This is a genomic window from Sphingomonas sp. PP-F2F-A104-K0414 (genome assembly GCF_004340945.1).
Lineage (GTDB): Bacteria > Pseudomonadota > Alphaproteobacteria > Sphingomonadales > Sphingomonadaceae > Sphingomonas.
This window is the reverse complement of record NZ_SLYD01000001.1, coordinates 316,918-341,705: the sequence shown is the minus strand read 5'-3', so window position 1 is coordinate 341,705 and position 24,788 is coordinate 316,918. Positions and strand designations below refer to the sequence as shown.

The following is a 24,788-nucleotide window of genomic DNA, read 5'->3' as shown; positions in this document are numbered from 1 at the left end:
CGTCACGCGGCGCAGGCGGTGGACCGGTAGACCCGATTGCGTCCTTCGCGCTTGGCGGCATAGAGCCGCTTGTCGGCGAGCGCGATGACCGCATCGATCGATCCGCCGGCCTCGTCGAGCGTCGCACAGCCCAGGCTTGCCGTGACCTTCAGCGGCCCGCGCGGCGTATCCAATTCCAGCGCGGCGATGGCCTTGCGCATGTCGTCGGCCAACCCGATTGCCTGCTCGTGATCGAAGCGGGGCAGCAGGACGCCGAACTCTTCGCCACCCAGTCGCGCGAAGATGCCGCGGGGCGGCAGAAGCAGCGTGCAGACCTCGGCGACCCGACGAAGCAGGACGTCGCCGACCGGATGGCCATGCGTGTCGTTGACCGCCTTGAAATGATCGAGATCGAGGACGATCAGCGACAATGACTGCCGCAGCTCGCGCCAATGCGCCTGCTCGCGCTCCATGATCTGGCTGAAGTGGCGGCGGTTCGATGCGCCCGTCAGGTGATCGCAGGTCAGCAGCCGGCGCATGTCCTCGGCGGCGGCCTCGCGCCGCGGGACATCGCGCAGGATCACCGAAAAGCCGGTCGGCCGCGGACCATCGCCATCGGATCGCGCGACCACGAGGCGCTGGCACCAATAGCGTTCGCCATCGGCGCGCTGCTGCCACCCCTCCTGCAGATGCCAGCCATCCCGCGCGGCGATTTCGAGCTGCTCGTCGAGACGCAGGTCGCCGCCGGACGTGTCGCTATCGAGAACGTCCGCCAGATTATGGCCGGTCACCGCAGTGCAGTCATGACCGGTCTGCTTGGTGAAGCAGGCATTGGCCGACGCGATCCGGCCATCCGGCGTGATCGCGAGCGCGGCATATTCGTTGACCCCGTCCAGCAGTGTCGCGAACCAGGTATCCGCCTGCCGCAGCCGCTCCTCCTGGACGACCTGCTGGCTGATATCGCTCAGCGTCACCATCAGGCGATCCGGGCCCAGCTTGACGATCGTACAGGCGAGCACCTTTGGTGCCTGTGCGCGCCGGCCCTGACCGAGATCGACGAAGATCCGATGCCCGTCGCAGATCTTGCCGGTAGCGGCGGCATAGCCCGCGACGATGCTTCGCAGTTCAGGGGCGTGCTGCTCGAACGCGGTGAACAGATTGCCGGCATCGCGCGGCCCGGCAAGCGGCAGCAGATGCTGCATCGCATGCGGGTTCATCAAGGCGATGTCGCCGGTCAGGTCGCATTCGATCAACCCGACGGGGCACGCATACAGGAATTCTAGGAGCTGTTCCTCGCTCGACTTGCCGGTCATCGATGCAACCTCATCGTTCGATCAGGATGTAGCGGCGTGGCATCCCCGCGTGCGCGAGCAGCCGCAGGCGAACTTTCGTCGGGCGCATCCGCAAGGTCAACACATAGGGGACGATGTCATCGATATCCGGCTCGTCCTCGAACCGCTGCGCAACCAGGAAATTGTTCATGCACTGCGCGACGGCGTCGAAGAACGGCACACCCATGACCGTCGAAGGATCCAGTCCCGACATCCGCGCCTCGGTCGCGTTATAGGTCTGCACGATCGTGTCCGCCCCGAAGCCTACCACCCCGAACGGCAGTGCGTCGCGGTCTTCGTCGGACATGGACTCGAGATCGTTCAGCGAAACGGCGTCAAAACTCGCATCTTTGGTCGGCACGAACAATAACTCCCTCAACGGCTGGATGATGCCGCAAGATCGTTAAACTTCAGCTAAGAATAGTGTCGGGTTGCAGTGCGTTAGGGATCGCGCCGAGGGGCCGCACACGACCCGGCACTAGCGCGCGTTCGCCTCTGGGGTTGCGGGTGCGATCGCTCGGTTACGGCGGTTGGCGACGCTCCCGCTGTCCAAGCCAAGACGCCGCGCCCGATCGTCGGCTGGCGCGATTAGCGGTGCCGCGCCGCATAGGCGTCACGGTCGCGCGCGAGCTTGCCTGCGTCCTGCTTTACCACGGCATCCGCTTGCGCTCCCGCATCGTAGGAGTCTCGGACAGAGGTCCGCATCGGGGTGACGCCGCCCGCATCCTGATCTAGGTCGACGTCATGGCTGCGTTTCTCGATCGTCTGATGCCGGCAAAGCGCTGGACCCCGTCCCGCTATCGCGCGCTGCTGCGAGCGCGTGGTCCTCGCTCGGTCCAGTTCCGGACGCGCGCGGCCATCCTCGTCGGCGCGATCCTCGTCGGCATCGTTGCGACGCTGTTCGCCGAGGCGGCTGACCGGGCGGCGGCGATGTTCGCCGGCTATGCCCGCCGCTGGCACTGGTTGCCGCTGTTGACGACTCCTTTGACGTTCATGGCGCTGGTCTGGCTCACCCGTCGATACGCACCGTTCGCACGCGGATCGGGTATCCCGCAGGTCATCGCCGCGCAGGCCGATCCGAACGCCGCGACGCGGACGCTGATCTCGGTGCGCACGGTCGCGGCCAAGGCGGTGCTGACGATCGGCGCGGTGCTCGGTGGCGCGTCGGTCGGACGCGAGGGACCGACCGTCCAGCTTGCCGCCGCGGTGATGGGGGCAACGCACCGCATCCTGCGCGTACCGCTGCGTGGCGGCGTGCTGATCGCCGGCGGCGCGGCAGGCGTCGCCGCCGCCTTCAACACGCCGCTGGCCGGACTGATGTTCGCGATCGAGGAACTGGCGTCGGCTTATGAACAGCGCGTCACGCTGCTGGTGCTCGCCGCGATCGTGATCGCCGGGATGGTCGCGCAGTCCGTCCAGGGCGACTATATCTATTTCGGTGCGATCGGCGCACATATGCCGTTGCTGTCGGCGCTGCTCGTCGCGCCGGTCGCGGGGATCGCCGGCGGGATGGCGGGCGGCCTGTTCTCGCGCACGCTGCTGGCGATGGCGCTCGCTCGCAACCGGGTGACGCAGTGGACCCGCGCCAACCCGGTCGCATTCGCGGGCGGCTGCGGCGTGGTGGTGGCGGTTCTGGGCGTGGCGACCGGGTTGACCTGGGGTACCGGCTATTCCGCGGCGCGCGCGATGATCGTCGGGGTCGATGCCCCCTTGTGGTTCGGGCCGGCCAAGTTCCTGGCGACCGCGGCGACCGCGATCGCAGGGCTGCCGGGCGGGATCTTCGCGCCATCGCTCGCGGTCGGTGCAGGCGTCGGCAATCTGCTGCGGCAGGTGTTCCCCAGCGAGCCGGCCAGCGCGATCGTCATCCTCGGCATGGTCGCGTATTTCGCAGGCGTCGTCCGCGCGCCGCTGACCGCGGTCATCATCCTGTCCGAGACGACTGCGAGCCGGGGGCTGATGCTGCCGATGTTCGCGACCGCGTTCATCGCCGACGCCGCCAGCCAGTGGGTCTGCCGCGAGAAACTCTATCACGGGTTGTCCAGGACGTTCGCCGTCCCGGCCGCCCAGCCGTCCGCCGTCCCGCCCGTCACCCCGGCACGCTGACCGGCACCGCCGGTCACTCGATCCGCAACCCCTCGGTCAGCGCTTCGAGCAGCGCGTCGACCTTGGGCGTAAGCTGGCGGCTTCGGCGCCAGACCAGATGCAGCGGCAGGCCGACCGTCGCCAGTTCCGGGAGGATCTCGACAAGCTCGCCGCGATCTAGCTCGTCCTTGATCAGCCACGTCGCGAGCTGCGCGATCCCGAACCCTGCTTTCACCGCGCCGACCTGCGCTTCGGCGCTGCCGAGGACGATGCGGGCTTCCATCGGGTATTCCTCGATGCGCCCGGCGTCGCGGGCGAACCGCCAGTTGGCCGTGCTGCCATCGCCGCGGCCATAGAGGATGGAGTCGAACGCCGCGAGCGCATCGGCATTCGCAGGCGTGCCCCGCCGATCCAGATAAGCAGGGGCGGCGCAGATGATGACGCGCTCGCTGCCGAGGTAGCGGTGACCGAGATTGTCCGGCCAGGGTTCCCCCGCGCCGATCCGGATCGCGACGTCGACGCCCTCCTCGACGATGTCGATCTTGCGGTCGGTGAAGGTGATGCTCGGGCGTAAATTCGGGTGGCGTTCGGCAAAGGCGAGCAGCAACGGCATCGCCTGCATCCGCCCGAACGCGATCGGCACGTCGACCTTCAGCCGCCCGACGATCTCCGATCGATGCGCTGCAAGCACCGCCTCGGCATCGGCAAGCTCGCCAAGCACTCGCACGCATGTTTCATAGAAAGCGGCACCGACGTCGGTCAGCGTCAGGCGGCGGGTGGTCCGCTCGAACAGCCGACTGCCCAGCCGCGCCTCGAGCCGCGCGACGCTCTTGCTGACCGCCGAATTGGTCAGGTTGAGCCGCGCCCCGGCGGCCGTGAAGCTGCCCGCATCGGCGGTACAGACAAAGGCTTCGATGCCCTTGAGACGTTCCGACGGGATCATGGCAGTGCGTCCATTATGGAATAATTGTCGCTCTATGCACGAATTAATGCCGCACGACGTGCGTTTTCGTCGCGCGTAGAGAGGGCGCCATTCAGGAGCCCTTTGCCAATGTCGTCCCCCAGCCATCCTATCCACGCCGCCCCGGCGGGCACGAAGTCGGCGGGGCATGGCTTAGCCGTGCTGTTGCTCGCGATCTCCGCGTTCGTGATCGTCACCACCGAGTTCATCATCGTCGGTCTGTTGCCAAGCCTCGCGCGCGATCTCGGCATTTCGATCACGGTCGCGGGGCAGCTCGTCACGCTGTTCGCCTTCACGGTCATGCTCGCAGGGCCGTTCCTGACCGCAATGCTTTCGCACTTCGAGCGCAAGCGTCTGTTCGTCGTGATCCTCGTGATCTTCGCCGGTGCGAACGCTCTGGCCGCCGCAGCGCCCGATATCTGGGTCCTCGGCCTCGCGCGGTTCCTGCCGGCGCTGGCACTACCGGTGTTCTGGGGCACCGCCAGCGAAACCGCAGGCGAACTCGCAGGTCCCGAAAAGGCCGGCAAGGCGGTCGCCAACGTCTATCTCGGGATTTCCGGCGCGATGGTGCTCGGCATTCCGCTCGGTACGCTCGCCTCGACCGCGTTCGGCTGGCGCGGGACGTTCTGGGGACTGTCGGGACTGTCGCTGCTGATGGCGGTACTGTTGCTCGTCGTGATGCCGACGCTGGCACGTCCCGCGCGCGTCAGGCTGGCCGAACAGGCACGCATCCTCAAGGACCCGTATTTCCTCGGTAACGTCGTGCTGTCGGTCATCGTCTTCACCGCGATGTTCACCGCCTATACCTATCTCGCCGACACGCTCGAGCAGATCGCGCATATTCCGGCAGGGCAGGTCGGCTGGTGGCTGATGGGCTTCGGGATCGTCGGTCTCGCCGGCAATTGGCTGGGCGGGCAGTTCGTCGGCCGCGGGCCGCTGCTAGTGACGGCGATCACGGCGTTGGTGCTGGCGATCGGCATGGCGGCGACGACACTGGTCGCAGGCTCGACCGCCTGGCTGGCGATCGCGCTCGCGGTCTGGGGCATCGCCAACACCGCGCTCTATCCGATCTGCCAGGTGCGCGTCATGCAGTCGGCGAGCCATGCGCAGGCGCTGGCGGGCACGCTCAACGTCTCGATGGCCAATGCCGGCATCGGCCTCGGCGCGATCATCGGCGGCTCGGTGATCCAGCATCTCGGGCTCGGCGCGGTCGGCTATGTTGCCGCCGCGATCGCGATCCTCGCGGTGCTGGTGACGCCGCTGGTGCACCGGCTGAAGGTTCGGAGCGTCAGCTGATGGACACGCCGGACGCACTGGCACCGGATCTGGCCGGACACGCCGCCTATGCGCGCGTGTTCCAGCCCGGCCGGCTGACGCTGGGCTTCATTGCCCCGCTCGAAGCCTATCCGACCGCGCCGTGGCCGACGCTTGCCGATCACGCGGCACTGGCGCGAAAGGTCGATGCGCTCGACTTCGCAGCGATCTGGCTGCGCGACGTGCCGTTCTACGATCCGAGCTTCGGCGATGTCGGACAAGTCCTCGATCCGATGGTCTATGCCGGATGGCTCGCCGCGCAGACGACGCGGATCGCGATCGGCACGGCGGGTATCGTCCTGCCGCTGCGCGATCCGCTGATCGTCGCCAAGCAGGCGGCAAGCGTCGAGCAGTTGCTCGGCGGGCGCTTTCTGCTCGGGCTGTCGACCGGCGACCGGCCGTCGGAGTTCGCGGCGTTCGACAGCAATCTCGACGATCGTCCCGAACGCTACCGCGATGCGATCGACGTCATCCGCGCCGCGACCGAACGGTCGTTCGCCCGGCATGCGTCTGCGTATTATGGCACGCTCGACGGCAGCATCGACATGGTCCCCAAGCCAGTCGGACCGCGATTGCCGATCCTCGCGATCGGTCGCGCCGGGCAGACGCTGGACTGGCTCGGTGCGAACACCGATGGCTGGATCTGGCATCTCAGCGACGCGCGGCGCTTGCCCGACGTTCTCGCCCAGTGGCGAACGGCAACCGCCGCCGGCCCGTACAAGCCGTACGGCTATGGTGCGATGTTCGACCTGCTTGCGGACCCGGATGCACCGCTGGCCTATGCCAGCGGCGGTATCCGCAGCGGTCGCAACGCGCTGATCGACCTCTGGAAGCGGCAGCGGGACGAGGGCGTGGCGCACGTCGCACTCAACCCCAAGCCGTCGCGACGCCCCTTTGCGGACGTGGCCGACGAACTCGCGACACATGTCCTGCCGCACTTTCCCACTGACGCGCGTTAACCCCCCTCATCATCAGGATGTCACCCATGCCCAAGGTTTCCACCACGACCGATTACGCATCGCGCGACGCGAGTATCGCGATCAACAGCTACACGACCGTCCTGCGCCGCCCCCGCGTGCCGCACGACGTGTTCGCCACCTATTGGCGCGACGTCCACGGCCCGTTGTGTTCGCGCATTCCGGGTCTTGGCTGGTACGTCCAGAACCATCTGAACCGCGAACAGGATGCGCATCTCTGGCCGGCTATCGACGGCATCGCGCCGTTCGCGGATTACGAACTCGACGGCGGGGTCGAGATCGGGTTTGCGTCGAAGGCCGACCAGGACGTCTTCAACGCGGCGAGCCACATCCTGTTCGCCGACGAGCAGAACATGTTCGCGGCTACCGTCGCCTATGCGCTGCCCAACGGATCGCGCACGCTGGTCGACCGCATCGCCGACCCGATCCCCAATGGCGATGACGGCTTCGACCGTATCCACGTCCACTTCGGTGCCGCTGACGGCGACGCCGAGACGTTCGCCACGTTCATGACCGAGTTTGCCGAAACGCTCGCCGCCGACGCCGCGGTGTTGAAGCTTCGCCTGCACGTGCCGGACCGCTACGACAATGCCGAACCCGCCCCGCCGGCACCCAATGTCGATCATCTGGTACCCCCGGAGCGTGCACGGATCGCGGTGATCGAACTCGCCTTCGAAAGCCCGCTGACCCGGCGCGCGTTCTTCGAATCCGACGCGTTCACCGCAACGCACGCCGCGCAAAAGGCGCATATCGCGTATGTCTCGGCCTTCGCGGTCAGCGGCGTCTACACCTATGTCCGCGACAAGCAGCTCACCACCGCCGGGTTGCGCGGCAGCCGTCAGGCGCAGCTGATCGAGCGGCTCGGCGCCAACAATCAGGTCGCTGCCGACGTGCGCGGTCTGATGCACACGGGCTCCGTCGACTAGCGATCGTTGACGTCGCGGTGCGGGCGGATCGGGATCGGCGACGTCCGTGTCATTGATCCGACCCCGCGACGTCATCAAACTGTACCGGCAGGCTCATACCCGGTCGGGGGATGACTGCCGCCAACCTCACCGCGACCGATCCTGCGCCACGGGGCCTGTGGCAGGGGTGGTCGCGGTTGCGCGCGCAGGTCGAGCGGATGACGCGGCGCACGGATGGCGAGGATCTGCTCCATGACGCCTATGTCAGCATGGCGGGGCTGGCGACCGCGCCGCGCAACGACGAGGCGTTCCTGGTCCACGCCGCGGTCAACCGGGGTCGCGACGCGTTTCGCCGGGAGGCGGTGCGCGGGGCGTGCGAACCGGTCGAGGCGATCGACTGGCTACGCGACCCCGCACCGATCCAGGACGAGGTGATGATCGCCAAGGCACGACTGGCGCGAGTCCGCGAGGGTATCGACCGGCTGACGCCCAGGACCCGCGAGATTTTTCTGATGCAGCGGCTCGAAGGGTATAAATACCGCGAGATTGCCGAGCGGCTGGACATCAGCCAAGGCGCGGTCGAGAAGCACATGGCCAAGGCGATGACCTTCTTGGCCGATTGGACGGAGGGTTGGTAAGTTTCGCGATGCCCGGCCGCCGTCCCTCGAACAGCTTTGACGCGAACCCGGCTGCAACCAACCGAAGCGCGGCCGACTGGATCGCGCGGCTCAATGCCGACGACGCGACCGCGCAGGACGCGGCGAACTTCCGGCGTTGGCTCGCCGCGAACCCCGATCATGCCGAACGGTTCGAGCGCGCTACCGATCTCTGGAACATGGTACCGGGGACGGCGCCGTCGCGCGCACCGGTGACGCGGCGTCGCGCACTCGCCGGTCTCGTGGCGCTGACCGCGGCGACCGCCGGCGGAACGATCGCATTCCAGGCCGCGCATGCCGCGACGCCGTACGAAACGGGGATCGGCGAACAGCGGCGGATCGGGCTGCGGGATGGTTCGTCGCTGCTGCTCGACGCGGCTACGCGTGTTCGCCTGATCGCGACTGCCGAGCGGCGTCAGCTCTGGCTTGAGCGCGGTCGGGTCGACCTGACCGTGGCGCCGCGGACCATCCCGTTCATGATCGACGCGGGGCGAGGGGACATGACCGCAAGTGCAGGCCGGTTCGACCTGCGCCGCGACCGCGAAGACCGGATCGCGGTGACCGCGATCGAGGGCAGCGCTACAGAGACCACCGGCGGAGCAAGGCAGCTGACCGGTGGCGAGCGCCTGGTCGATGGCCGGATCGACCGCCCCGACCTCGCCGCGACGCAGGCCTGGACGAGCGGCCGCGCGGCGTTCCACGACGATACGCTGACCACAGTCGCCGAAGAGGCCAACCGCTACAGCACGACCCGGCTGATGATCGCCGACCCGGCGGTCGCCGGAGTGCGCGTCAGCGGGATGTACCGGATGGGCGACAATGTCGCGCTGGGCCGGTCGCTCGCCACGCTGCTCGCGCTGCGGGTGCGGACGATCGAGGGTGCGGTCCTGCTCGGCGGATAAAGTTCGCCGCAATTCGCCGCAATCCGCCGTGGGGGGGGTGGGGTAGATCGATCTTAGCCCGTCGAGGAGGTGCGGCATCATCGCCGCCTTCCTTGGGGGGATGAACACCGTGATCACCAATCGCCGGCGTCTGCGCCGATCGTTCGTGCTGGGCGCCGCCGTTGCTGCGCTGTCGACCGCCTTTCTCGCCACCGCCGCGACCGCGCAGGCGCGCGTAACGCTGCATCTCCCAGCCCAACCGCTCGGCAAGGCGCTCGAAGCGCTCGCCCGCCAGAGCGGCACCGACATCCTGTTCACGCCCGCCGCGGTCGCCGGAATGACCGCCCCCGCGCTCAACGGCACGATGGCCCCGCAGGCTGCGGTCGAGCGCCTGATCGCCGGCACGCGGCTTACCGTACGTCGCGAACCCAATGGCGCGCTGCTCGTGTCGGGTGCGATCGTCAGCAACGCGCCGCAGATAGTGGCGACCGAAGCGCCTCAAAACGACACCGCCGATATCGTCGTCACCGGCTATGCCAGCAGCCTGACCACCGCACTCGCGCAGAAGCGCAAGGCGACCAACGTCATCGACGTCGTCAAGGCCGAGGACATCGGCAAGTTCCCCGCGCAAAACATCGCCGAGGCGCTCCAGCGTGTCCCCGGCGTCTCGATCGTCCGCGATCGCGGCGAGGGCGTGTTCGTCCGCATCCGCGGGCTCGGCGCCAACTTCCAGGTCGTCACGCTCAACGACCGCTCGGTCGCGGTGAACGAGAATGTCCGCGACAGTGGCCAGAGCGGTCGCCAATTCCGCTTCGACACGCTCCCGTCCGAGCTGATGTCCGCGGTCGAGGTGATCAAGAGCCCGCGCGCGAGCCTCGACGAAGGCGGCATCGGCGGGACGATCAACCTGCGCACCTTCCGCCCGCTCGACCTGAAGAAGCCGGTGCTGTCGCTGTCCGCCACCGCCAGCTCGCCGCGGCTTGCCGATACGGTCGACCCGCGCCTGTCCGGCATGGCGAGCTGGGCGAGCCCCGACGGCAAGATCGGCGCGCTGATCGCCGCCGTCTATGACGAACGCACCACCCGTCAGGACCGCATCACCGGCGTCGGCTGGGCCGACGGCAAGATCGATACCGACGGCAACGGCTCGCTCGACAGCGAGACGATCCTGATCCCCACCGCGATCCGCCCGACGCTCGAGCAGGAGAAGCGCGACCGGATCGGTCTCAACGGCGCGGTGCAGTGGAAGCCCGACGACCGGTTCGAGCTGAACGTCGACGGGCTGTGGAGCCGGCTGAACGTCGCCTATGACGAGCTGACCTATTCGGCGGCGGATGGCGCCGGCCTGCCGCGCGGGATCGTGCCGGGTAGCGCGGTGATCGAGAATGGCGTGCTGACCGGCGCGACGACGACCGCCTCGACGACGCAGATCGGTCGCGAGACGTCGCTGCTCCAGTACAAGAACTGGCTGTTCGGCACCAACGCACGCTGGCAGGCTGACGGCTGGACGATCGCGGCGGATGGCAGCATCGGACAGGCCTATTCGAATACGCCGGAGCCGATCTATCGCACCCGCCTGCTCGGGACGGTCGGCGCGACGATTTTCGACTTCGGCAAGGCCGGCGACCGGCTGCCCAACGTCACGCTGCTGAACGCCGATCTGTCGAACCCGGCGCTGCTGCCCGGACGGCGGATCGAATACCGCGTCAACGACTCCAAGGACCGCGAGCGTGCCGCGAAACTCGACATCACGCGTGACCTCACCGGCGTCTTCAGCGCGCTGCATGCCGGTGCGAAATACCAGAAGCGGACGCGCGCCTATAATCGCCGCGACATCAACTTCACCAGCGGCATCACTGGCAAGTATTTCGACGCGAGCTATTTCGTGCCGTTCCCGGTCGACGACTTCCTCGACGGTGCCAAGGGCGATCTGCCGACGACCTGGGCGATACCGGACCCAGCCAAGTTCCTCGCCGCCGCCACCGGCAAGGAAGCGTTGCTCGCCGCCCCGCTCGCGCGCGGCGATCTGCGCAACAGCTATGCGATCGGCGAGGAGATCCTCGCGGGCTACGGCATGGCCGACTTCGCGTTCCCGATCGGCGGCATCGCGGTGCGCGGCGACGTCGGCGTGCGCTATGCCCGGACGCGCCAGACCTCGTCGGGCTATGCCGACGACGGCAAGGTCGCGCTGCCGGTCAGCTACGAGAAGACCTACGACAATTTCCTCCCCTCGCTCAATCTGGTCGCCGAGTTCACCCCCAAATTGCAGATGCGCTTCGCCGCCTCCAAAGTGATCACCCGGCCGTCGCTCGCCGATCTGGCGCCCCGCCTGACGATCAATTCGAGCCCGACCGTCCTCACCGCGGTCGGCGGCAACCCCGAATTGAAGCCGTTCGAGGCGTGGCAATATGACGGCACCGTCGAATGGTATTTCGCGCCGGGCAGCGCGCTGGTCGGCGGCGTGTTCTACAAGGACATCACCACCTTCGTGTTCCAGCAGACGCGCGACTTCGTCCTCGATGGCCAGACCTATCGCCTGACCGCGCCCAAGAACGGCGGCGACGCCTATGTCGCGGGGATCGAGGTCGCCTATCAGCAGCTTTTCAAGATGCTCCCCGCGCCGTTCGATGGTCTCGGCGCGCAGGCGAACTACACGCACACCGCGACCGGCGGCACCTATGCGCTGGCGACCGGCGGCACGTTCCGCGATGCGCTGGTCGACGTCGCCAAGGACAGCTTCAACCTGACCGCGTTCTACGAGAAGGCGCGCGTCGGCGCGCGCGTCAGCTACAGCTGGCGCGGCAACGTGCTGCGCGACGTCGGCGGGGCCGGGCTTGCCGCGAACAACGACAGCGCGTTCGGCAGCCTCGATTTCGACATGTCGTACAAGGTCACGCCGAACGTCACCTTCGTCGTGCAGGGCATGAACGTCGCCGGCGGCGTCCAGTGGCAATATGTCCGCGACAATCAGTTCGCGGGCTATACCGATTACGGCCGCACGTTCACCGCCGGCGTCCGGGCGAAGTTCTGATGCGGGTCGCACCGCTCGCAGCCGGCTTCGCACTGGTCGTCTCGACCATGGCGGGGGCGGTTGCGGCGCAGACCACACCGCCGCCGCCACGTGACAAGCTCGAACGCGTCGTTATCGTCATGCGCCACGGCGTCCGCAGTGCGATGTCGAGCCCGGAAGAGCTAGGCCGCTACAGCCGCCGGGCGTGGCCGCGGTTCGCGGTGCCGCCGGGCCATCTGACCGCGAACGGCGCAACACTCGTGACGATGCTCGGCGGCTGGTACCGCGCGCATTACCGCCAGCTCGGGCTGCTCAACGCAAACGACTGCGCAGTCTATTACTGGGCGAACCACACGCAGCGCACCGAGGCGACCGCGACCGCACTCGCCGCTGGCCTGACGCCGGGGTGCCCGGCAACGATCCACCAGTCCGCCGCGGCCCCCGATCCGCTGTTCGAGGCACCGCAGACGCCGCTCGCGCCACTCGACCCGCAGCGGATGCTGACGGCGATATCCGCGCGGGTCGATGGTAACCTCACCGCATGGGATGCGCGGCAGGCCCCCGATCGCGACCGGTTCGAGGCGCTGTTGCTGCAATGTCGCCGCATCCCCTGCTCGGCGGTCGAGCGGACCAAGGTGCAGCGCCGCTTAAACGACACGCCCGTCGCGATGCGGATCGACGATGGCAAACCGGACCTGTCATCCCCCAGCCTGCAAGTCGCCGGGATCGCCGAGAGCCTGGTGATGGCCTATGCCGACGGGCTCGCCTTCCCCGGATGGCGCGGGATCGATGCGGCGACGATCGGCAAGGCGCTCGTCGTGCACGGTGCCGGCATCGACCTGCGCACCCGCACCCCGGAAGTCGGACGCCAGACCAGCAGCTACCTCGCGATGCGGCTACTCGCCACGCTCCAGCGCGGTGCCTGCGCGACCGCGCTCGCCGATCCGATCGGCGAGGCGGAGAAGATCGTCGTCCTCAGCGGACACGACGGCACCGTGACGATGCTCGCCGGACTGCTCGGCCTGAACTGGAAACTGCGCGACTATGGCAAGGGCGAAGCTGCACCCGGTGGCGGGCTCGTGTTCGAGGTCTGGCGTCTCGCCACGACCGGCCAGCAGGTCGTCCGTATCAACTATGTCGCACAACGGCTCGACCAGATGCGATACCGCACGCCGCTGTCGATCGACGCACCGCCCGAGCTTGCCACATTAGCCATCGCAGGTTGCACCGACCCCTGTTCATTGCCGCGCTTTACGACGCACCTGCTCGGCACGGTGTCGGCCGACCCGCAACATTGACGGCGCGCGAAACGCAGGGCGCCGGTGCTTCTGCCGCCCTCAAGAATAACCGACGATAACGCCTCCGGAACGGCCGATCGAAGGACTCGATCGCTGTCATGGATATTCCCCGTTTCGAAAGCGGGCATCGTTCGACCAGGGACCGCGGCTCGCCGCACGTTCCGTGCGGGCACGCGTCTACGGGCGCGAGCACAGACAAAGGGTCCCGATGAAGAACTTGAACAGCCGTCAGGCGATGGCGGCGATGCTGCTTGTCGCAGCCTCGCCCAGCGCCCTCATCCAGCCGGTTGCCGCGCAGACGATGACGCCAGCCAACACGCAGGCCGAGACCCGCATGACCACCGCGGCCGCGCCGGTCAGCGCCGGCAAGCCCGCGCTCGCGCAGGCCGGTGTCGCCGGCACCGTCGATGCAAAGGGCGACGCCGGCAGTACGGCGGCCCCGCAGATGACGCGCGACAACGGTGCGCCGATCGGCGAGAACCGTAACTCGAAGGCAGCCGGCGATCTTGGTCCGGTGCTGCTCGAAGACACCACGCTGATCGAAAAGCTCGCCCGGTTCGACCGCGAGCGTGAACCCGAGCGCGTCGTCCACGCGCGCGGCACCGGCGCGCACGGCGTGTTCACCGCGACCGCCGATATCTCGAACATCACCAGCGCATCGCTGTTCGCGAACGGCAAGCAGACGCCTGTGTTCGTCCGCTTCTCGACCGTGATCCACCCGTCGGGCAGCCCCGAGGGCATGCGCGACCCACGCGGCTTCGCGACCAAGTTCTACACCGACCAGGGTAACTGGGACCTCGTCGGGAATAACCTGCCGATTTTCTTCATCCGCGACGCGATCCAGTTTCCGGACATGATCCATTCGCTGAAGCCCTCGCCGGTGACGAACAAGCAGGACCCCAACCGGTTCTTCGACTTCTTCTCGGCCACGCCCGAGGCGACCAACATGCTCGCCCACGTCTATTCGAACCTCGGCACGCCCGCGTCGTACCGGACGATGGACGGCAACGGCGTCCACGCATTCAAGCTGGTCAATGCGAAGGGCGAAACCGTGTTCGCCAAGTTCCGCTGGATCAGCCGCCAGGGTGTGAAGAATCTCAACGGCGCACAGGTCGCGACCGCGTCGTGGAACTACCTGACCGACGATCTCTACGGTGAAATTGCCAAGGGTGATTACCCGACCTGGGACCTGATGGTGCAGACGATGAAGCCGTCCGAGTTCGCCAAGCTCGACTACAACCCGTTCGACGACACCAAGGAGTGGCTGGGCGTGCCGTTTCGCAAGATCGGCGAGATGACGCTCAACAAGGTGCCGACCAACTTCTTCGAGTTCACCGAGCAGTCGGCGTTCGCGCCCGCCAACATGGTGCCAGGGATCGAGGCGTCGCCCGACCGCATGCTCCAGGGCCGGCTGTTCTCCTATTCGGATACGCAGCGTCACCGCATCGGCGCGAACGTCATGCAACTGCCCGTCAACCGGCCGCTCGCCAGCGTCGTCAACAACAACCAGGACGGTGAGCTCGATCACGCCACGCGGACCTCGGACGTCAATTATTTCCCGGCCGCAACCGCCGCGAAGTCGACCGACGCCCGCTACCGCGCCTCGACCTATGCGGTTGATGCGACGGTCGACGCCAAGCCGATCGCTAAGACCAACAACTTCGCGCAGGCGGGCGAGTTCTACCGCGCACTGAAGCCGCAGGACCGGACCGACCTCGTCACCAACCTGGCGGGCGACCTGAACGTCGTCACGTCGGCGCGGACGAAGACGATCATGGTCAGCTATTTCTACCAGGCGGATCAGGACTTCGGCACGCGCCTTGCGACCGCGGTCAACGTGCCGATGGCGGACGTGTCGCGCGCTGTCGCAGAGTACCGCACCGCCAACCCGGCGCAGACTTCGCGCCGCTGAGAAGCGGGCAGGGGGTGCGGCGTGATCCGTGCCCCCTCTATTCTGCTTCCAAGAACGAGACTGACGATGCTGATATTCTTTGCGGCGCTGGCCGCCGCCGCGACGCCACAAGTCGCGCCCGCCGACCGCCCGGCATCACCTGCGGTGGTCGCGCCATCGCCGGAGCGCCGTCAGCAATTGCTGTTCGATGCGGCCCGGCTCGGTCGCACCGACATGATCGATCCGCTGCTCAAGTCTGGTGCGGATATCAATGCGTATGACGATCGCGGATTCACGCCGTTGATTCTGGCCGCGTATAACGGGCAGGCGGCGACCGTCGATGCGCTGATCGCCAAGGGGGCGAACGCATGCCGCCCGGACCGCGATCAGGGCAACACCGCGCAGATGGGCGTCGCCTTCAAGGGTGAGGACGCGATCGCGGCGCGGCTGCTGAAGGCGGGATGCGACGTCAACGCGCGCAACAATGCCGGGCAGACCGCGCTGATGATGGCCTCGCTCTTCAACCGCACGCGGCAGGTCGACATGCTCCTCGCGACGGGCGCCGACCGGACAATCCAGGACGCTGCAGGTAGATCCGCAAGCTCGGTCGCCGCCGATCAGGGCAATGCGCCGATGGCCGTGCGGGTGAAGCGCTAGGGCGCCCTCATTCCGAACCGCCCCTATTCCTACCGCACGTGCCGGCCGTCGGCACGTGCGGTCCGCCGACCGCGCGCTGGTTAGCGACGATCGTCGAGTTCCGGCACGCCGCTGCTCCGGTCCGCATAGGCGGCGAGGAACGTCGGCCGGCGCTGCCAACGCTGCCAGAACGCATCGATATGCTCATACCGCTCGTCGAGCGGCATCGCGTTCACCTCGAACTTCGAGAACGCGATCGCGGTCGCTAGCGTGATATCCGAGAACGTGGGTTCGTCACCCCCGAGCAGCCACTCGCGGCCATCGGCCAGATGCCGGTCCACCAGCGCGGTATGCGCCAGCGCCTCCTTACGGCAATGCTCGCCCCACGCGGCGTTGGCGGTCAGTTCGAGCTTGGGGCCGAGACCCTGGTGCAGGACGTGGAACGCGGTCGTGATGCGGTAGAGGATATGGACCCAGATCCGATTGTCCCACATCGTGTCGAGACCCTGGTCTTCCGGTGTCTCGCCCATGATCCGCCGACCCGGAAACGCCTGGTCTAGATAGCGCACGACCGCCGCGGTCTCCGAGATGAAGCTGCCGTCCGCCAGTTCAAGCGTCGGCGTCTCGCCCCAGGGGTTCATCTTCAGATGCTTCCACTGCCGTTGCTCGCCGACCGGGGCCATGTCGTAGACGGTTTCGTCGAACCGGTCGGCGATGCCCTTTTCGTGCAGGAAGATGCGCAGACGCTGCGGGTTGGGGAACGCGGACGGCGACGTGAACAGGCGAAGCTTCGCGGGCGTGTTTGATTGGGTCGTCGCGGGCGTCGAGGGCAGCTGAGCAATCAAGGTTTCATCCCTACCAAGTGATCGGTAGCGCATTGAATGTCCGCATACCACGCTCGTGTCAATGCCTATCTACCACTTGGTTGGTCTGCTAGATGCCTAGTGCGAACCGTGCGGCCAGGTCCTTGCCGGCCTGATGACGGTCCGTGAGGAGTCCGATGCGCTCAACCACAGCAGAATCGGTAAGGCGGAGCACGCCGCAAAGCATGCTCCGCAGAGAAAGACCGGTTTGGCCAAAAAGGGGCGCATCCCGCGCCCCTGTCCGGATCAGTATTTCACGCGCAGGCGGGTGTAATAAAAGCCGCCGTTGAACCCGAACGGTCCGCCGTTCCGCGCATAGACCTGACCATCGGACGTTCCCCCGGTCAGCGGATAGATCTGCACCGTCGAATTCGCCGCAAGGCGATCGGGGTGCTCGTCGGTGAAGTTCTGCGCCCCGATCGACAGCGTGAAATGCTCGGCGAAGATGTAGCTCAGTTCGAGATCGGTGGTGAACTTGTCGCCGAACCGTTGATTGGCGTACCCCTCCGCCGGCGTCGTCGCGGTAGCCGCCTTGCTGACGGTCACCCCGTAATCCTGCGCGCTGGTCCACGAGCTGTAATAGTTTTCCCGCACGTTGAAGCTCAGATTGCCCAAGGACCAGTTCGCGTTTGCCACCAGGCGATGTTTCGGCGCCAGGTTTTCGGCATCGATCCGTTGCGCAAGCCCGATCACCTGCTGGTCGAACGATTTGAGCTTGGTGTTGTTGTAGTTGTAGGCCAGCGAGAAGTTGAGCATTGCCCCGCTGAACTTGGTGCGATAGGTGCCGACGAAGTCGACGCCGCGCGTCTGCGTCTTGAAGCCGTTGGTGAAATACTGCACCTGCCCGTCGACGCCGACCGCTTGCAGCGCGGGCTGCGCAGCGACCGCTGCCGCGTCGACGATGAACGGCGACGTCAGCCCGATCCGGTTGCGCAGATCGATCTGATAGCCGTCGATCGTGATCGTCATGCCGCGGACCGGCTCGAGGATGACGCCGGCGCCATAGTTGGTCGATTTCTCCGGCGTCAGGGCCTCCGCGCCGTAATATTGCGCCGGTGCGCTGTCGACCGGATAGGTGCCCGCCTGGAACGCGTTGCCGTTGTTGAACGATGTCGTGACGATCGAGACGTTCGACTGGCCCGGCGACGGCGCGTGGAAGCCGGTGCCGAAGCTGCCGCGGACCGAGAGGCCCTCGACGAGCTTGTAGAGCGCGTTGACCTTGCCGACCCAGGCGCTGCCGAAGGTGTTGTAATGCTCGTAGCGACCGGCGGCGCCGACCGTCAGCGCCTCGGTCAGATCGGTTTCGAGACCGACATAGGCGGCATAGGCCTTCTGGTCGAACTTGCCCGCGGTCGCCTCGCTGGTGCCGGCATAGCCGCTGGCGCCGACGCCTTGCGCCGCGGTGCTGCCGGACGCCGTGTACACGCCCGGCGCGGTCAGCGTGTAGAGCTGCTGCGCGACGGCATAGGGACCGGCGGCATAGGATTGCAGGTCGCCCGCGGTCTGCTCGTAAGTCTCCTTGCGGAATTCGCCGCCTGCCGAAATCGTCAACGGCGCCGCCAAGCCGACCTCGGCCGCATAGGTGAAGTCCGCGTTGAAGTTCACTTCCCGCTGGATCAGGTCCCCGAAATCGAAGCTCGTCTGCGTCGCCGGCCCGTAGGAGAAGTTGGCGGAGTCATACATCGACAGCGATAGCTTGTTGCGCGCCAGCGTTCCCGACAGGTCGTAGCTGAAGTCGCCGCTGGTCCCCTTGTAGCCGAGCACGCCGTAGAGCTCCTGCGTCTTGCCGACGAAGCGCGGCGTGAAGCCGGCCGGATAGAGCTGGTTGAACTTGAAGGTGTTGCCGTCCCGCACGAAGCCACCCGCCTTGCAGGTCGCGCTGCCAGCGGGGCAGGGGGTCAGGAAGAACGTGTTGTTGAACGCGCCATTGGCCCCCTGATTGCGCACGACGCCATTCGTGTCGACCGCGGTGCTGCTCACCGAAGCGCGATAGTTGAAGCTCTGGTTACCCTTGTTCTCGGCGTAGTTGCCGAAGAAATACAGCTTGCTGTCGGGCGTGACGTTGATCGCCGCATTGAGCACCGACTTGAACCCGTGCGACGGCGAATTGCCCCAGATCTGCACGGGCAGCGGGTAATTAGGCAGCTGCGACGCCAGTTCGGGGAAGTTCTGCGCGAAGTTCGCCGCCGACGGGCGGGTCCGGCCTAAGCTAGTCTGGCCCTCATCGACATATTCGCCGGTCGCGTTGATGAAGCCCCAATCGCCCTTGATGCCGGCATTGCCCGCGATCTGATAGCTTTCGCCGTCGCCGGCATAATATTGCCCGGTGCGTCCGACCAGTTCGATACCTTGGTCCTCGCGCAGCCCGTAGTTCAGCACGCCGGCGATCGCATCCGAGCCATATTGCGCGGTGGCGCCTTCGCGCAGCACCTGCAGGTTGCCGATCGCGAGCGACGGGATCGCCGAGATGTCGGGGCCCTGCGCACCGCGGCCGAGCCCGGTGTCGCTGCCGCCATAGACCTGCACCAGCGCCGATCGATTGTAGCGCTTGCCGTTGAGCATCACGAGGACCTGGTCGCCCGACAGACCACGCAGCGACGGCGAGCGGACGAAGGTCGAGGCGTCCGAGATCGAGTTCTGCCCGGCGTAGAACGACGGCACGATGTTCTTGAGCGCATCGATCATGTTCGCGGCGGGCTGCGTCGTCAGGTCGGCCGAACTGATGATGTCGACCGGCGAGGCCGAGTTTGCCAGCGTCCGATCGGTTCGGCGCGTACCCAGCACGAGAATGTCACCGGCGGGTTCGGCTTCGACTGGCGCGACGGCTTGCGGTGCCGTATCCTGCGCGGATGCGGGGACGGCGTCCTGCGGCGGTGCTCGGCCGACGGCATGTGCCTGGGATCCGGATACCAATGCGACCGCCATGGCGACGGTTGAGGTCGTGTACTTCATTATCCTTAGCCCCCTTGAAAAGTGGCTTTCAGGATCCTTCCCTAACGCGTCCTCGCTTTGGACCGCCGATTGCGCTCGGCGTGTTTGCAAGTGTCTTTATACTCGGTGCGACGGGCACGGCGCGGCAGCGCGCGCGGTGCGAGCCCCTCGGCCGAAACGGCAAACTGGGCACGATCTCGCGCGACGGTCGTGCGGCGATGAACACTGGCGGCGTTGTCGGCATGGGTCGGTGGAACAGGGACGAGAGCCCTGATCGAACCACATGCGGACGGCATCGGGCTGGGAGGACGAACGGCAGACTGCAACGCAAACCTTCCTTCCCGGGCCAAGGCGACAACCGATGGTTCCCGATCGCGTGGACCGAGAAACATTATTGCAACAATTCGCCATAGCGAGGCCGGTTTGACAATAGAAAATGCGGCAGAAGGCATTCCTTCTGCCGTTTTGTTGCATTTTTATCTCATGTGATGACGCGCGGGGGAGGCGCGCTCGAGCCGCACGAGCGACCTTGAAGACGCAACTACGCCGATCCGCCGACCTCCTTCGATCGCCGCCGAACACGCGCGGAAACGCAGGGCTTTCCGTCCTGGAACGGAAAGCCCTGCGGCGTGATATGCTACGGGGTCATCAGGCCAGCGGCCGGACGACGTGTCCGGATCAGCTGATGTGCACGGCCTTGGTGACGAGATGCGCGGCGATGCCCTCGGGACCGTCCTCGGATCCGTGCCCGCTTTCCTTCACCCCGCCAAACGGGCTGTCGGGATAGCTCAGCCGGACATTGTTGATCGCGATCATCCCCGCCTCGATCGCGTCGCCGAGCAGGTTCTGGCGACGGCCATTCTCGGTGAAGCAATAGGCTGCCAGACCGAACGGCAGGCGGTTGGCTTCGGCAATCGCCTCCTCGTCGGACCCAAAGCGGCTGAGCAACGCGAGCGGGCCGAACGGCTCCTCGTTCATCGCGCGCGCCGATAGCGGAACGTCGCCCAGCACCGTCGGCTGGAAGAAGAACCCGCCCCCTCCACCATAGTCGCCGCCCGCCAGCAGCTTGGCACCGTGCCCGGTCGCGTCGCCGACCAGCTCGGCGATCGCATCGGGGCGGCGGGCATTGGCCATCGGGCCCATCTGGCTTGCCGCATCCATGCCGTCACCGATCTTCAGCGTCCGCGTCCGCTCGGCAAAGCCCTTGGCGAACCGGTCGTAGATGCCGTCCTGGACGTGGAACCGCGTCGGCGCGACGCAGACCTGCCCGGCATTGCGAAACTTGTGCGCGACCAGCGTGTCGAGCGTCTTGTCGAGATCGCAATCGTCGAACACCAGCACCGGGCCATGCCCGCCAAGCTCCATCGTCGTCCGCATCATCGTGTCCGCCGCCAGCTTCATCAGCGCCTTGCCGACCGGCACCGACCCGGTGAAGCTCAGCTTCCGCGTGATCGGTGAGGCCAGCAGATGGCGCGACACCATGTCGGGTACGCCGAACACGCACTGCGCGACGTCGCCCGGCAACCCGGCATCCTGGAAACAGCGCATGACCTCGACCGCGCTACCCGCGGTTTCCTCCGATGGCTTGATGATGATCGTGCACCCGGCCGCGACCGCGGGGGCGATCTTGCGCACGACGTTCATGATCGGAAAATTCCAGGCGCAGAACGCCGCGACCGGCCCGACCGGCTGGTGCAGGACCAGGCTGCGCGACCCCGATGGGCGCGGCAGGACGCGACCATAGATCCGTTGCGCCTCGGCGGCGTGGAAATCGAGCAGCGCTGCGGCGAACGCAACCTCGCCCTTCGCCTCGGCCTGGATCTTGCCCTGCTCCAGCGTCGCGATGCGCGCGATATGATCGCCGCGTTCGCGCAACAGCTGCGCGGTCCGTACCAGGATCGCCGCACGCTTTTCGGGCGGCGTCGCGCGCCACGTGACGAACCCGCGCTGCGTCGCTTCGAGCGCGCGATCGAGGTCCGCGGCATTGGCGAGCGGCAACGCCGCCTGACCCGAACCGGTCGCTGGATTGAGCACGTCGCGCGTGTCGCGACCGTCACCGCTCAGCCATTCGCCGGCAATATACAGACCGAGCTTGGTATCATAGGCCGTCGTCATGAATCGTCTCCGTTGTGGCGTGAAGGTAGCTGAACGATGATGTCGTTTCGGGGATGTCGCTGTTCTGGATGTCGTTGTCCCGGTGCGCCACGATAAGCCCCGCTGCGCGATCAAGAGATCGTGCGTGGCAATCGCCCGACCGGTCGAGCGCGATCTCGCCCGCGGATCAGAGCCCGAGGTCCGAAAGGCCGGGATGGTCCGCTGGCCGAACCCCCGCGCGATCCCAGTGAAACAGGCGTTCGTCCGGGGTGATCGCGACGTCGTTTATGCTCGCGTGCCGTTCGCGCATGAGCCCGTCCGCGGCGAATGCCCAGTTCTCGTTGCCATAGGACCGGAACCAGTTTCCTGCGTCGTCGTGCCACTCATAGGCGAAGCGCACCGCGATCCGGTCGTCGGTGAACGCCCATAGCTCCTTGATCAGGCGATAGTCCTGCTCGCGGGTCCATTTGTCGGCAAGGAACGCGGTGATCGCGTCGCGACCGGTGATGAACACGTCCCGGTTTCGCCATGCGCTGTCGGCGGTATAGGCGCTGGCGACGCGTGAAGGATCGCGGCCATTCCAGCCATCCTCGGCCGCCCGGACCTTCTGGGTCGCGGTTTCGGCGGTGAAGGGCGGTATTGGCAGGCGAAGGTTGGTCATGACGGTTCCAAACGAGTTCGTGTCCGGTGCCGGTTATATCCTGCTCGACCACGAGCGACAGCGCCAGCTGGCGACATAGACGAATTACTGCGCTCCCCAAACGTCAAGTGCGAACGATTTGCATTAGCGTTCCAGCCCGGCTAGGGCGCAACCGCAATCGGGGGACATCATGCGGTACGGACTTCTCGGGATATTGACGCTGCCGATTATCGGCGCGACGGCGCCGGTGTCGGCGCAGCTCCCTACGGTTTCGGCGCCGGGCGATACCGAGGATCAACTCTCACCGGACATCATCGTCAGTGCGACGCGCAGCATCCTGCCGCCCAACGCATTGCCGCTGACGATCGACGTGATCGACCGTGCGGCGCTCGATCAGCAGGTCGCAATCGGCGGATCGGTGGTCGATGCGGTCTCGAACCTGACGCCCTCCTTCTCGCCGACGCGACAGAAGCTGTCGGGTGCGGGCGAGACGTTGCGCGGGCGCTCGCCGCTCTACGCGATCAACGGTATTCCGCAGTCGACGCCGCTGCGCGATGGATCGCGCGACGGCTTCACGATCGATCCGTTCTTCATCGACCGGGTCGAGCTGATCTACGGCTCGAACGCGTTGCAGGGGATCGGCGGCACCGGCGGGATCGTCAACCAGGGGACCGTGCAACCGCCACGCACCGAAGGCCTATCGGGCCGCGCGCTGGTGCAGGGGACGACCGACACCGGCTTCAGCGGTGACGGCAATGGCGGCAAGGTCGCCGGGCTGCTCGCGTGGAAGTCGGGGCGTTTCGACGTCATGGCGGGCGGCGCCTACGACAAGCGCGGTGCGTTCTACGATGGTCACGGCAACCGCGTCGGCACCGACCTGACGCAGGGCGAGACGCAGGATTCGCGCAGCTGGTCGGTATTCGCGCGCGCCGGCTATGCGCTGACCGATACCGCGCGGATCGACCTGATCGCCAATCGCTTCGAGCTGAGGGGCGGCGGCAATTACATCGCCAGCAACGGTGATTTCCGCACGAACCTGCCGACGACGTCGGTGCGCGGCACGCCGCCGGGCGACCCTGCCGAAAACCGGACCGAGAGCATCGCGCTGTCGCTCACCGATCCAGACCTGTGGGGCGGCAATCTCGTGACCCAGGTCTTCTTCAACCGGTCGCGCGACACGTTCGGCGGCGAGGTCGCGCCGATCGCGACGTTTCAGGACGTGCGGCTCGCACCCGTCGGCCATTTGTTCGATCAGTCGCAGAATCGCTCGCGCAAATATGGCGGCAAGTTCAGTTACGAGCGCGCCGTCCCCGGCTTCGAGGCGCTGACCGCAACGCTCGGCTTCGACGCGCTGTTCGACCGTACCGAACAACGCCTGATCGCGACCGACCGCGTCTGGGTGCCACCCGCGGATTTCCGCAGCCTCGCACCGTTCGGACAGGTCAATCTCGCGCTGTTCGACAAGGTCGTGCGGATCGCGGGCGGCGCGCGCTACGAGAACGTCGAGATCGTCATCGACGACTACACCACGCTCGCCTCCTACGGCAGCCATGCAGTGGCAGGGGGCAGCCCGAGCTTCAGCAAGGCGCTGTTCAACGGCGGCGTCATCGTCGAGCCGATCCCCGGCATCCGCGCCTATGGCAGCTATGCCCAAGGGTTTACCGTGCCCGATGTCGGCCGCATCTCGCGCGCGATCAACCGCGATGGCGTCGATCTCGACAACTATGTCGACATCGCGCCGATCGTGTCGAACAACCGCGAACTCGGCGTCGAGGTGAAGCGCGGACCGATGAACGCGAGCGCGACCTATTTCTGGTCGACCAGCACGCGCGGACAGGTTCTGGTGTTCACGGGCGGTGCGTATGAAGCGCAACGCCAGCGTGTCGAGATCCAGGGCATCGAGGTCAATCTGGAGGCGCGGATGCCGCTACCGGGGCTGACGCTGTCGACCGGGTTTGCGCATGTGGTCGGGCGGACGGACTCGAACGACGACGGCGCTGTGGATATCGATCTCGACGGCGCGAACATCTCGCCCGATCGGCTGAATCTCGCCGCCAGCTATGTCCGCGGCAAGGTGTCCGCCCGCGTCCAGCAGCAATTCTACCTCGCGCGCAAATATGCCGGGCTGCCCGCCGCCAATGACTTCAGCGGCTACACTGTCACCGATGCGTCGATACGCTACGCGTTGCCGATCGGCGCGCTGACGTTGAGCGCGCAGAACATCTTCGACCAGTTCTACATCGATTATTACAGCGACACGGTGCGGCCGACCGACAACGCGCATTTCTTCTCCGGGCGCGGCCGCAATTTCACGCTCGGCTGGGACGTCAGGTTCTAGC

The 24,788-nt window shown here is 66.5% G+C and carries 18 protein-coding genes; 11 read left to right on the top strand and 7 right to left on the bottom strand.

Features of this window, described 5'->3' with window-relative positions; translation table 11 throughout:
- Nucleotides 1-2: 2 nt before the first annotated feature.
- Together C8J46_RS01415 and C8J46_RS01410 are read right to left on the bottom strand one after the other, a co-directional pair.
- On the bottom strand, nt 3-1,292 hold the full coding sequence (locus C8J46_RS01415) for a sensor domain-containing diguanylate cyclase (RefSeq protein ID WP_132734366.1): 1,290 nt from the start codon (nt 1,290-1,292) through the stop codon (nt 3-5).
- 10 nt (nt 1,293-1,302) lie between these two features.
- Nucleotides 1,303-1,617 carry a phosphonate transporter gene (locus tag C8J46_RS01410; protein ID WP_132734364.1) on the bottom strand — a complete coding sequence of 105 codons (315 nt, stop codon included), beginning with the start codon at nt 1,615-1,617 and terminating at the stop codon, nt 1,303-1,305.
- Nucleotides 1,618-2,054: 437 nt separating this feature from the next.
- Here C8J46_RS01410 and C8J46_RS01405 point away from each other — a divergent pair, with 437 nt between their 5' ends.
- Complete coding sequence (locus tag C8J46_RS01405; protein ID WP_132734362.1) at nt 2,055-3,413, top strand: chloride channel protein; 1,359 nt, start codon at nt 2,055-2,057, stop codon at nt 3,411-3,413.
- Nucleotides 3,414-3,426: 13 nt separating this feature from the next.
- Here the strand turns inward: C8J46_RS01405 and C8J46_RS01400 are convergent, their stop codons facing one another.
- Entirely contained in the window at nt 3,427-4,335 is a 909-nt protein-coding gene (locus C8J46_RS01400; RefSeq protein WP_132734360.1) for a LysR family transcriptional regulator, read from the bottom strand.
- Between the two features lie 108 nt (nt 4,336-4,443).
- On the opposite strand from C8J46_RS01400, the gene C8J46_RS01395 reads away from it, so the two are divergent.
- From C8J46_RS01395 to C8J46_RS01355, 9 genes are all read left to right on the top strand, one after another.
- A complete protein-coding gene (locus C8J46_RS01395) occupies nt 4,444-5,649 on the top strand; it encodes an MFS transporter (RefSeq protein ID WP_132734358.1) in 1,206 nt (401 codons plus the stop codon).
- Complete coding sequence (locus C8J46_RS01390) at nt 5,649-6,626, top strand: TIGR03571 family LLM class oxidoreductase (RefSeq protein ID WP_132734356.1); 978 nt, start codon at nt 5,649-5,651, stop codon at nt 6,624-6,626. Before C8J46_RS01395 ends, C8J46_RS01390 begins: the two co-directional genes overlap by 1 nt.
- 26 nt (nt 6,627-6,652) lie before the next feature.
- A complete protein-coding gene (locus C8J46_RS01385; protein ID WP_132734354.1) occupies nt 6,653-7,570 on the top strand; it encodes a hypothetical protein in 918 nt (305 codons plus the stop codon).
- A 110-nt stretch (nt 7,571-7,680) separates the two neighbouring features.
- The gene (locus tag C8J46_RS01380) at nt 7,681-8,187 is read left to right on the top strand and encodes a sigma-70 family RNA polymerase sigma factor (protein WP_132734352.1); all 507 of its coding nucleotides are present in this window, start codon (nt 7,681-7,683) and stop codon (nt 8,185-8,187) included.
- 8 nt (nt 8,188-8,195) lie between these two features.
- Nucleotides 8,196-9,107, top strand: coding sequence for a FecR domain-containing protein (locus tag C8J46_RS01375; protein WP_132734350.1), 912 nt, complete (start codon nt 8,196-8,198; stop codon nt 9,105-9,107).
- A gap of 100 nt (nt 9,108-9,207) precedes the next feature.
- Nucleotides 9,208-12,117, top strand: a complete 2,910-nt coding sequence (locus tag C8J46_RS01370) for a TonB-dependent receptor (RefSeq protein WP_132734348.1) — start codon at nt 9,208-9,210, stop codon at nt 12,115-12,117.
- Nucleotides 12,117-13,394: a histidine-type phosphatase gene (locus C8J46_RS01365; protein ID WP_132734346.1), complete on the top strand. Its 1,278-nt coding sequence runs from the start codon at nt 12,117-12,119 to the stop codon at nt 13,392-13,394. Before C8J46_RS01370 ends, C8J46_RS01365 begins: the two co-directional genes overlap by 1 nt.
- Before the next feature lie 208 nt (nt 13,395-13,602).
- Nucleotides 13,603-15,306 carry a catalase gene (locus tag C8J46_RS01360; protein ID WP_279388883.1) on the top strand — a complete coding sequence of 568 codons (1,704 nt, stop codon included), beginning with the start codon at nt 13,603-13,605 and terminating at the stop codon, nt 15,304-15,306.
- 66 nt (nt 15,307-15,372) lie between these two features.
- The gene (locus C8J46_RS01355; RefSeq protein WP_132734344.1) at nt 15,373-15,942 is read left to right on the top strand and encodes an ankyrin repeat domain-containing protein; all 570 of its coding nucleotides are present in this window, start codon (nt 15,373-15,375) and stop codon (nt 15,940-15,942) included.
- An 80-nt stretch (nt 15,943-16,022) separates the two neighbouring features.
- On the opposite strand, the gene C8J46_RS01350 is transcribed toward C8J46_RS01355, so the two are convergent.
- The 4 genes from C8J46_RS01350 to C8J46_RS01335 all read right to left on the bottom strand — a co-directional run bounded on the left by C8J46_RS01350 (nt 16,023) and on the right by C8J46_RS01335 (nt 22,470).
- The gene (locus C8J46_RS01350) at nt 16,023-16,766 is read right to left on the bottom strand and encodes a glutathione S-transferase N-terminal domain-containing protein (RefSeq protein ID WP_207894055.1); all 744 of its coding nucleotides are present in this window, start codon (nt 16,764-16,766) and stop codon (nt 16,023-16,025) included.
- A gap of 264 nt (nt 16,767-17,030) precedes the next feature.
- Nucleotides 17,031-19,736: a TonB-dependent receptor gene (locus tag C8J46_RS01345; protein WP_207894053.1), complete on the bottom strand. Its 2,706-nt coding sequence runs from the start codon at nt 19,734-19,736 to the stop codon at nt 17,031-17,033.
- 657 nt (nt 19,737-20,393) lie between these two features.
- Entirely contained in the window at nt 20,394-21,830 is a 1,437-nt protein-coding gene (locus tag C8J46_RS01340; RefSeq protein WP_132734340.1) for an NAD-dependent succinate-semialdehyde dehydrogenase, read from the bottom strand.
- 166 nt (nt 21,831-21,996) lie between these two features.
- Nucleotides 21,997-22,470: a nuclear transport factor 2 family protein gene (locus C8J46_RS01335; protein WP_132734338.1), complete on the bottom strand. Its 474-nt coding sequence runs from the start codon at nt 22,468-22,470 to the stop codon at nt 21,997-21,999.
- 169 nt (nt 22,471-22,639) lie between these two features.
- Here C8J46_RS01335 and C8J46_RS01330 point away from each other — a divergent pair, with 169 nt between their 5' ends.
- Nucleotides 22,640-24,787: a TonB-dependent receptor gene (locus tag C8J46_RS01330; RefSeq protein WP_132734336.1), complete on the top strand. Its 2,148-nt coding sequence runs from the start codon at nt 22,640-22,642 to the stop codon at nt 24,785-24,787.
- Nucleotide 24,788: the final 1 nt, after the last annotated feature.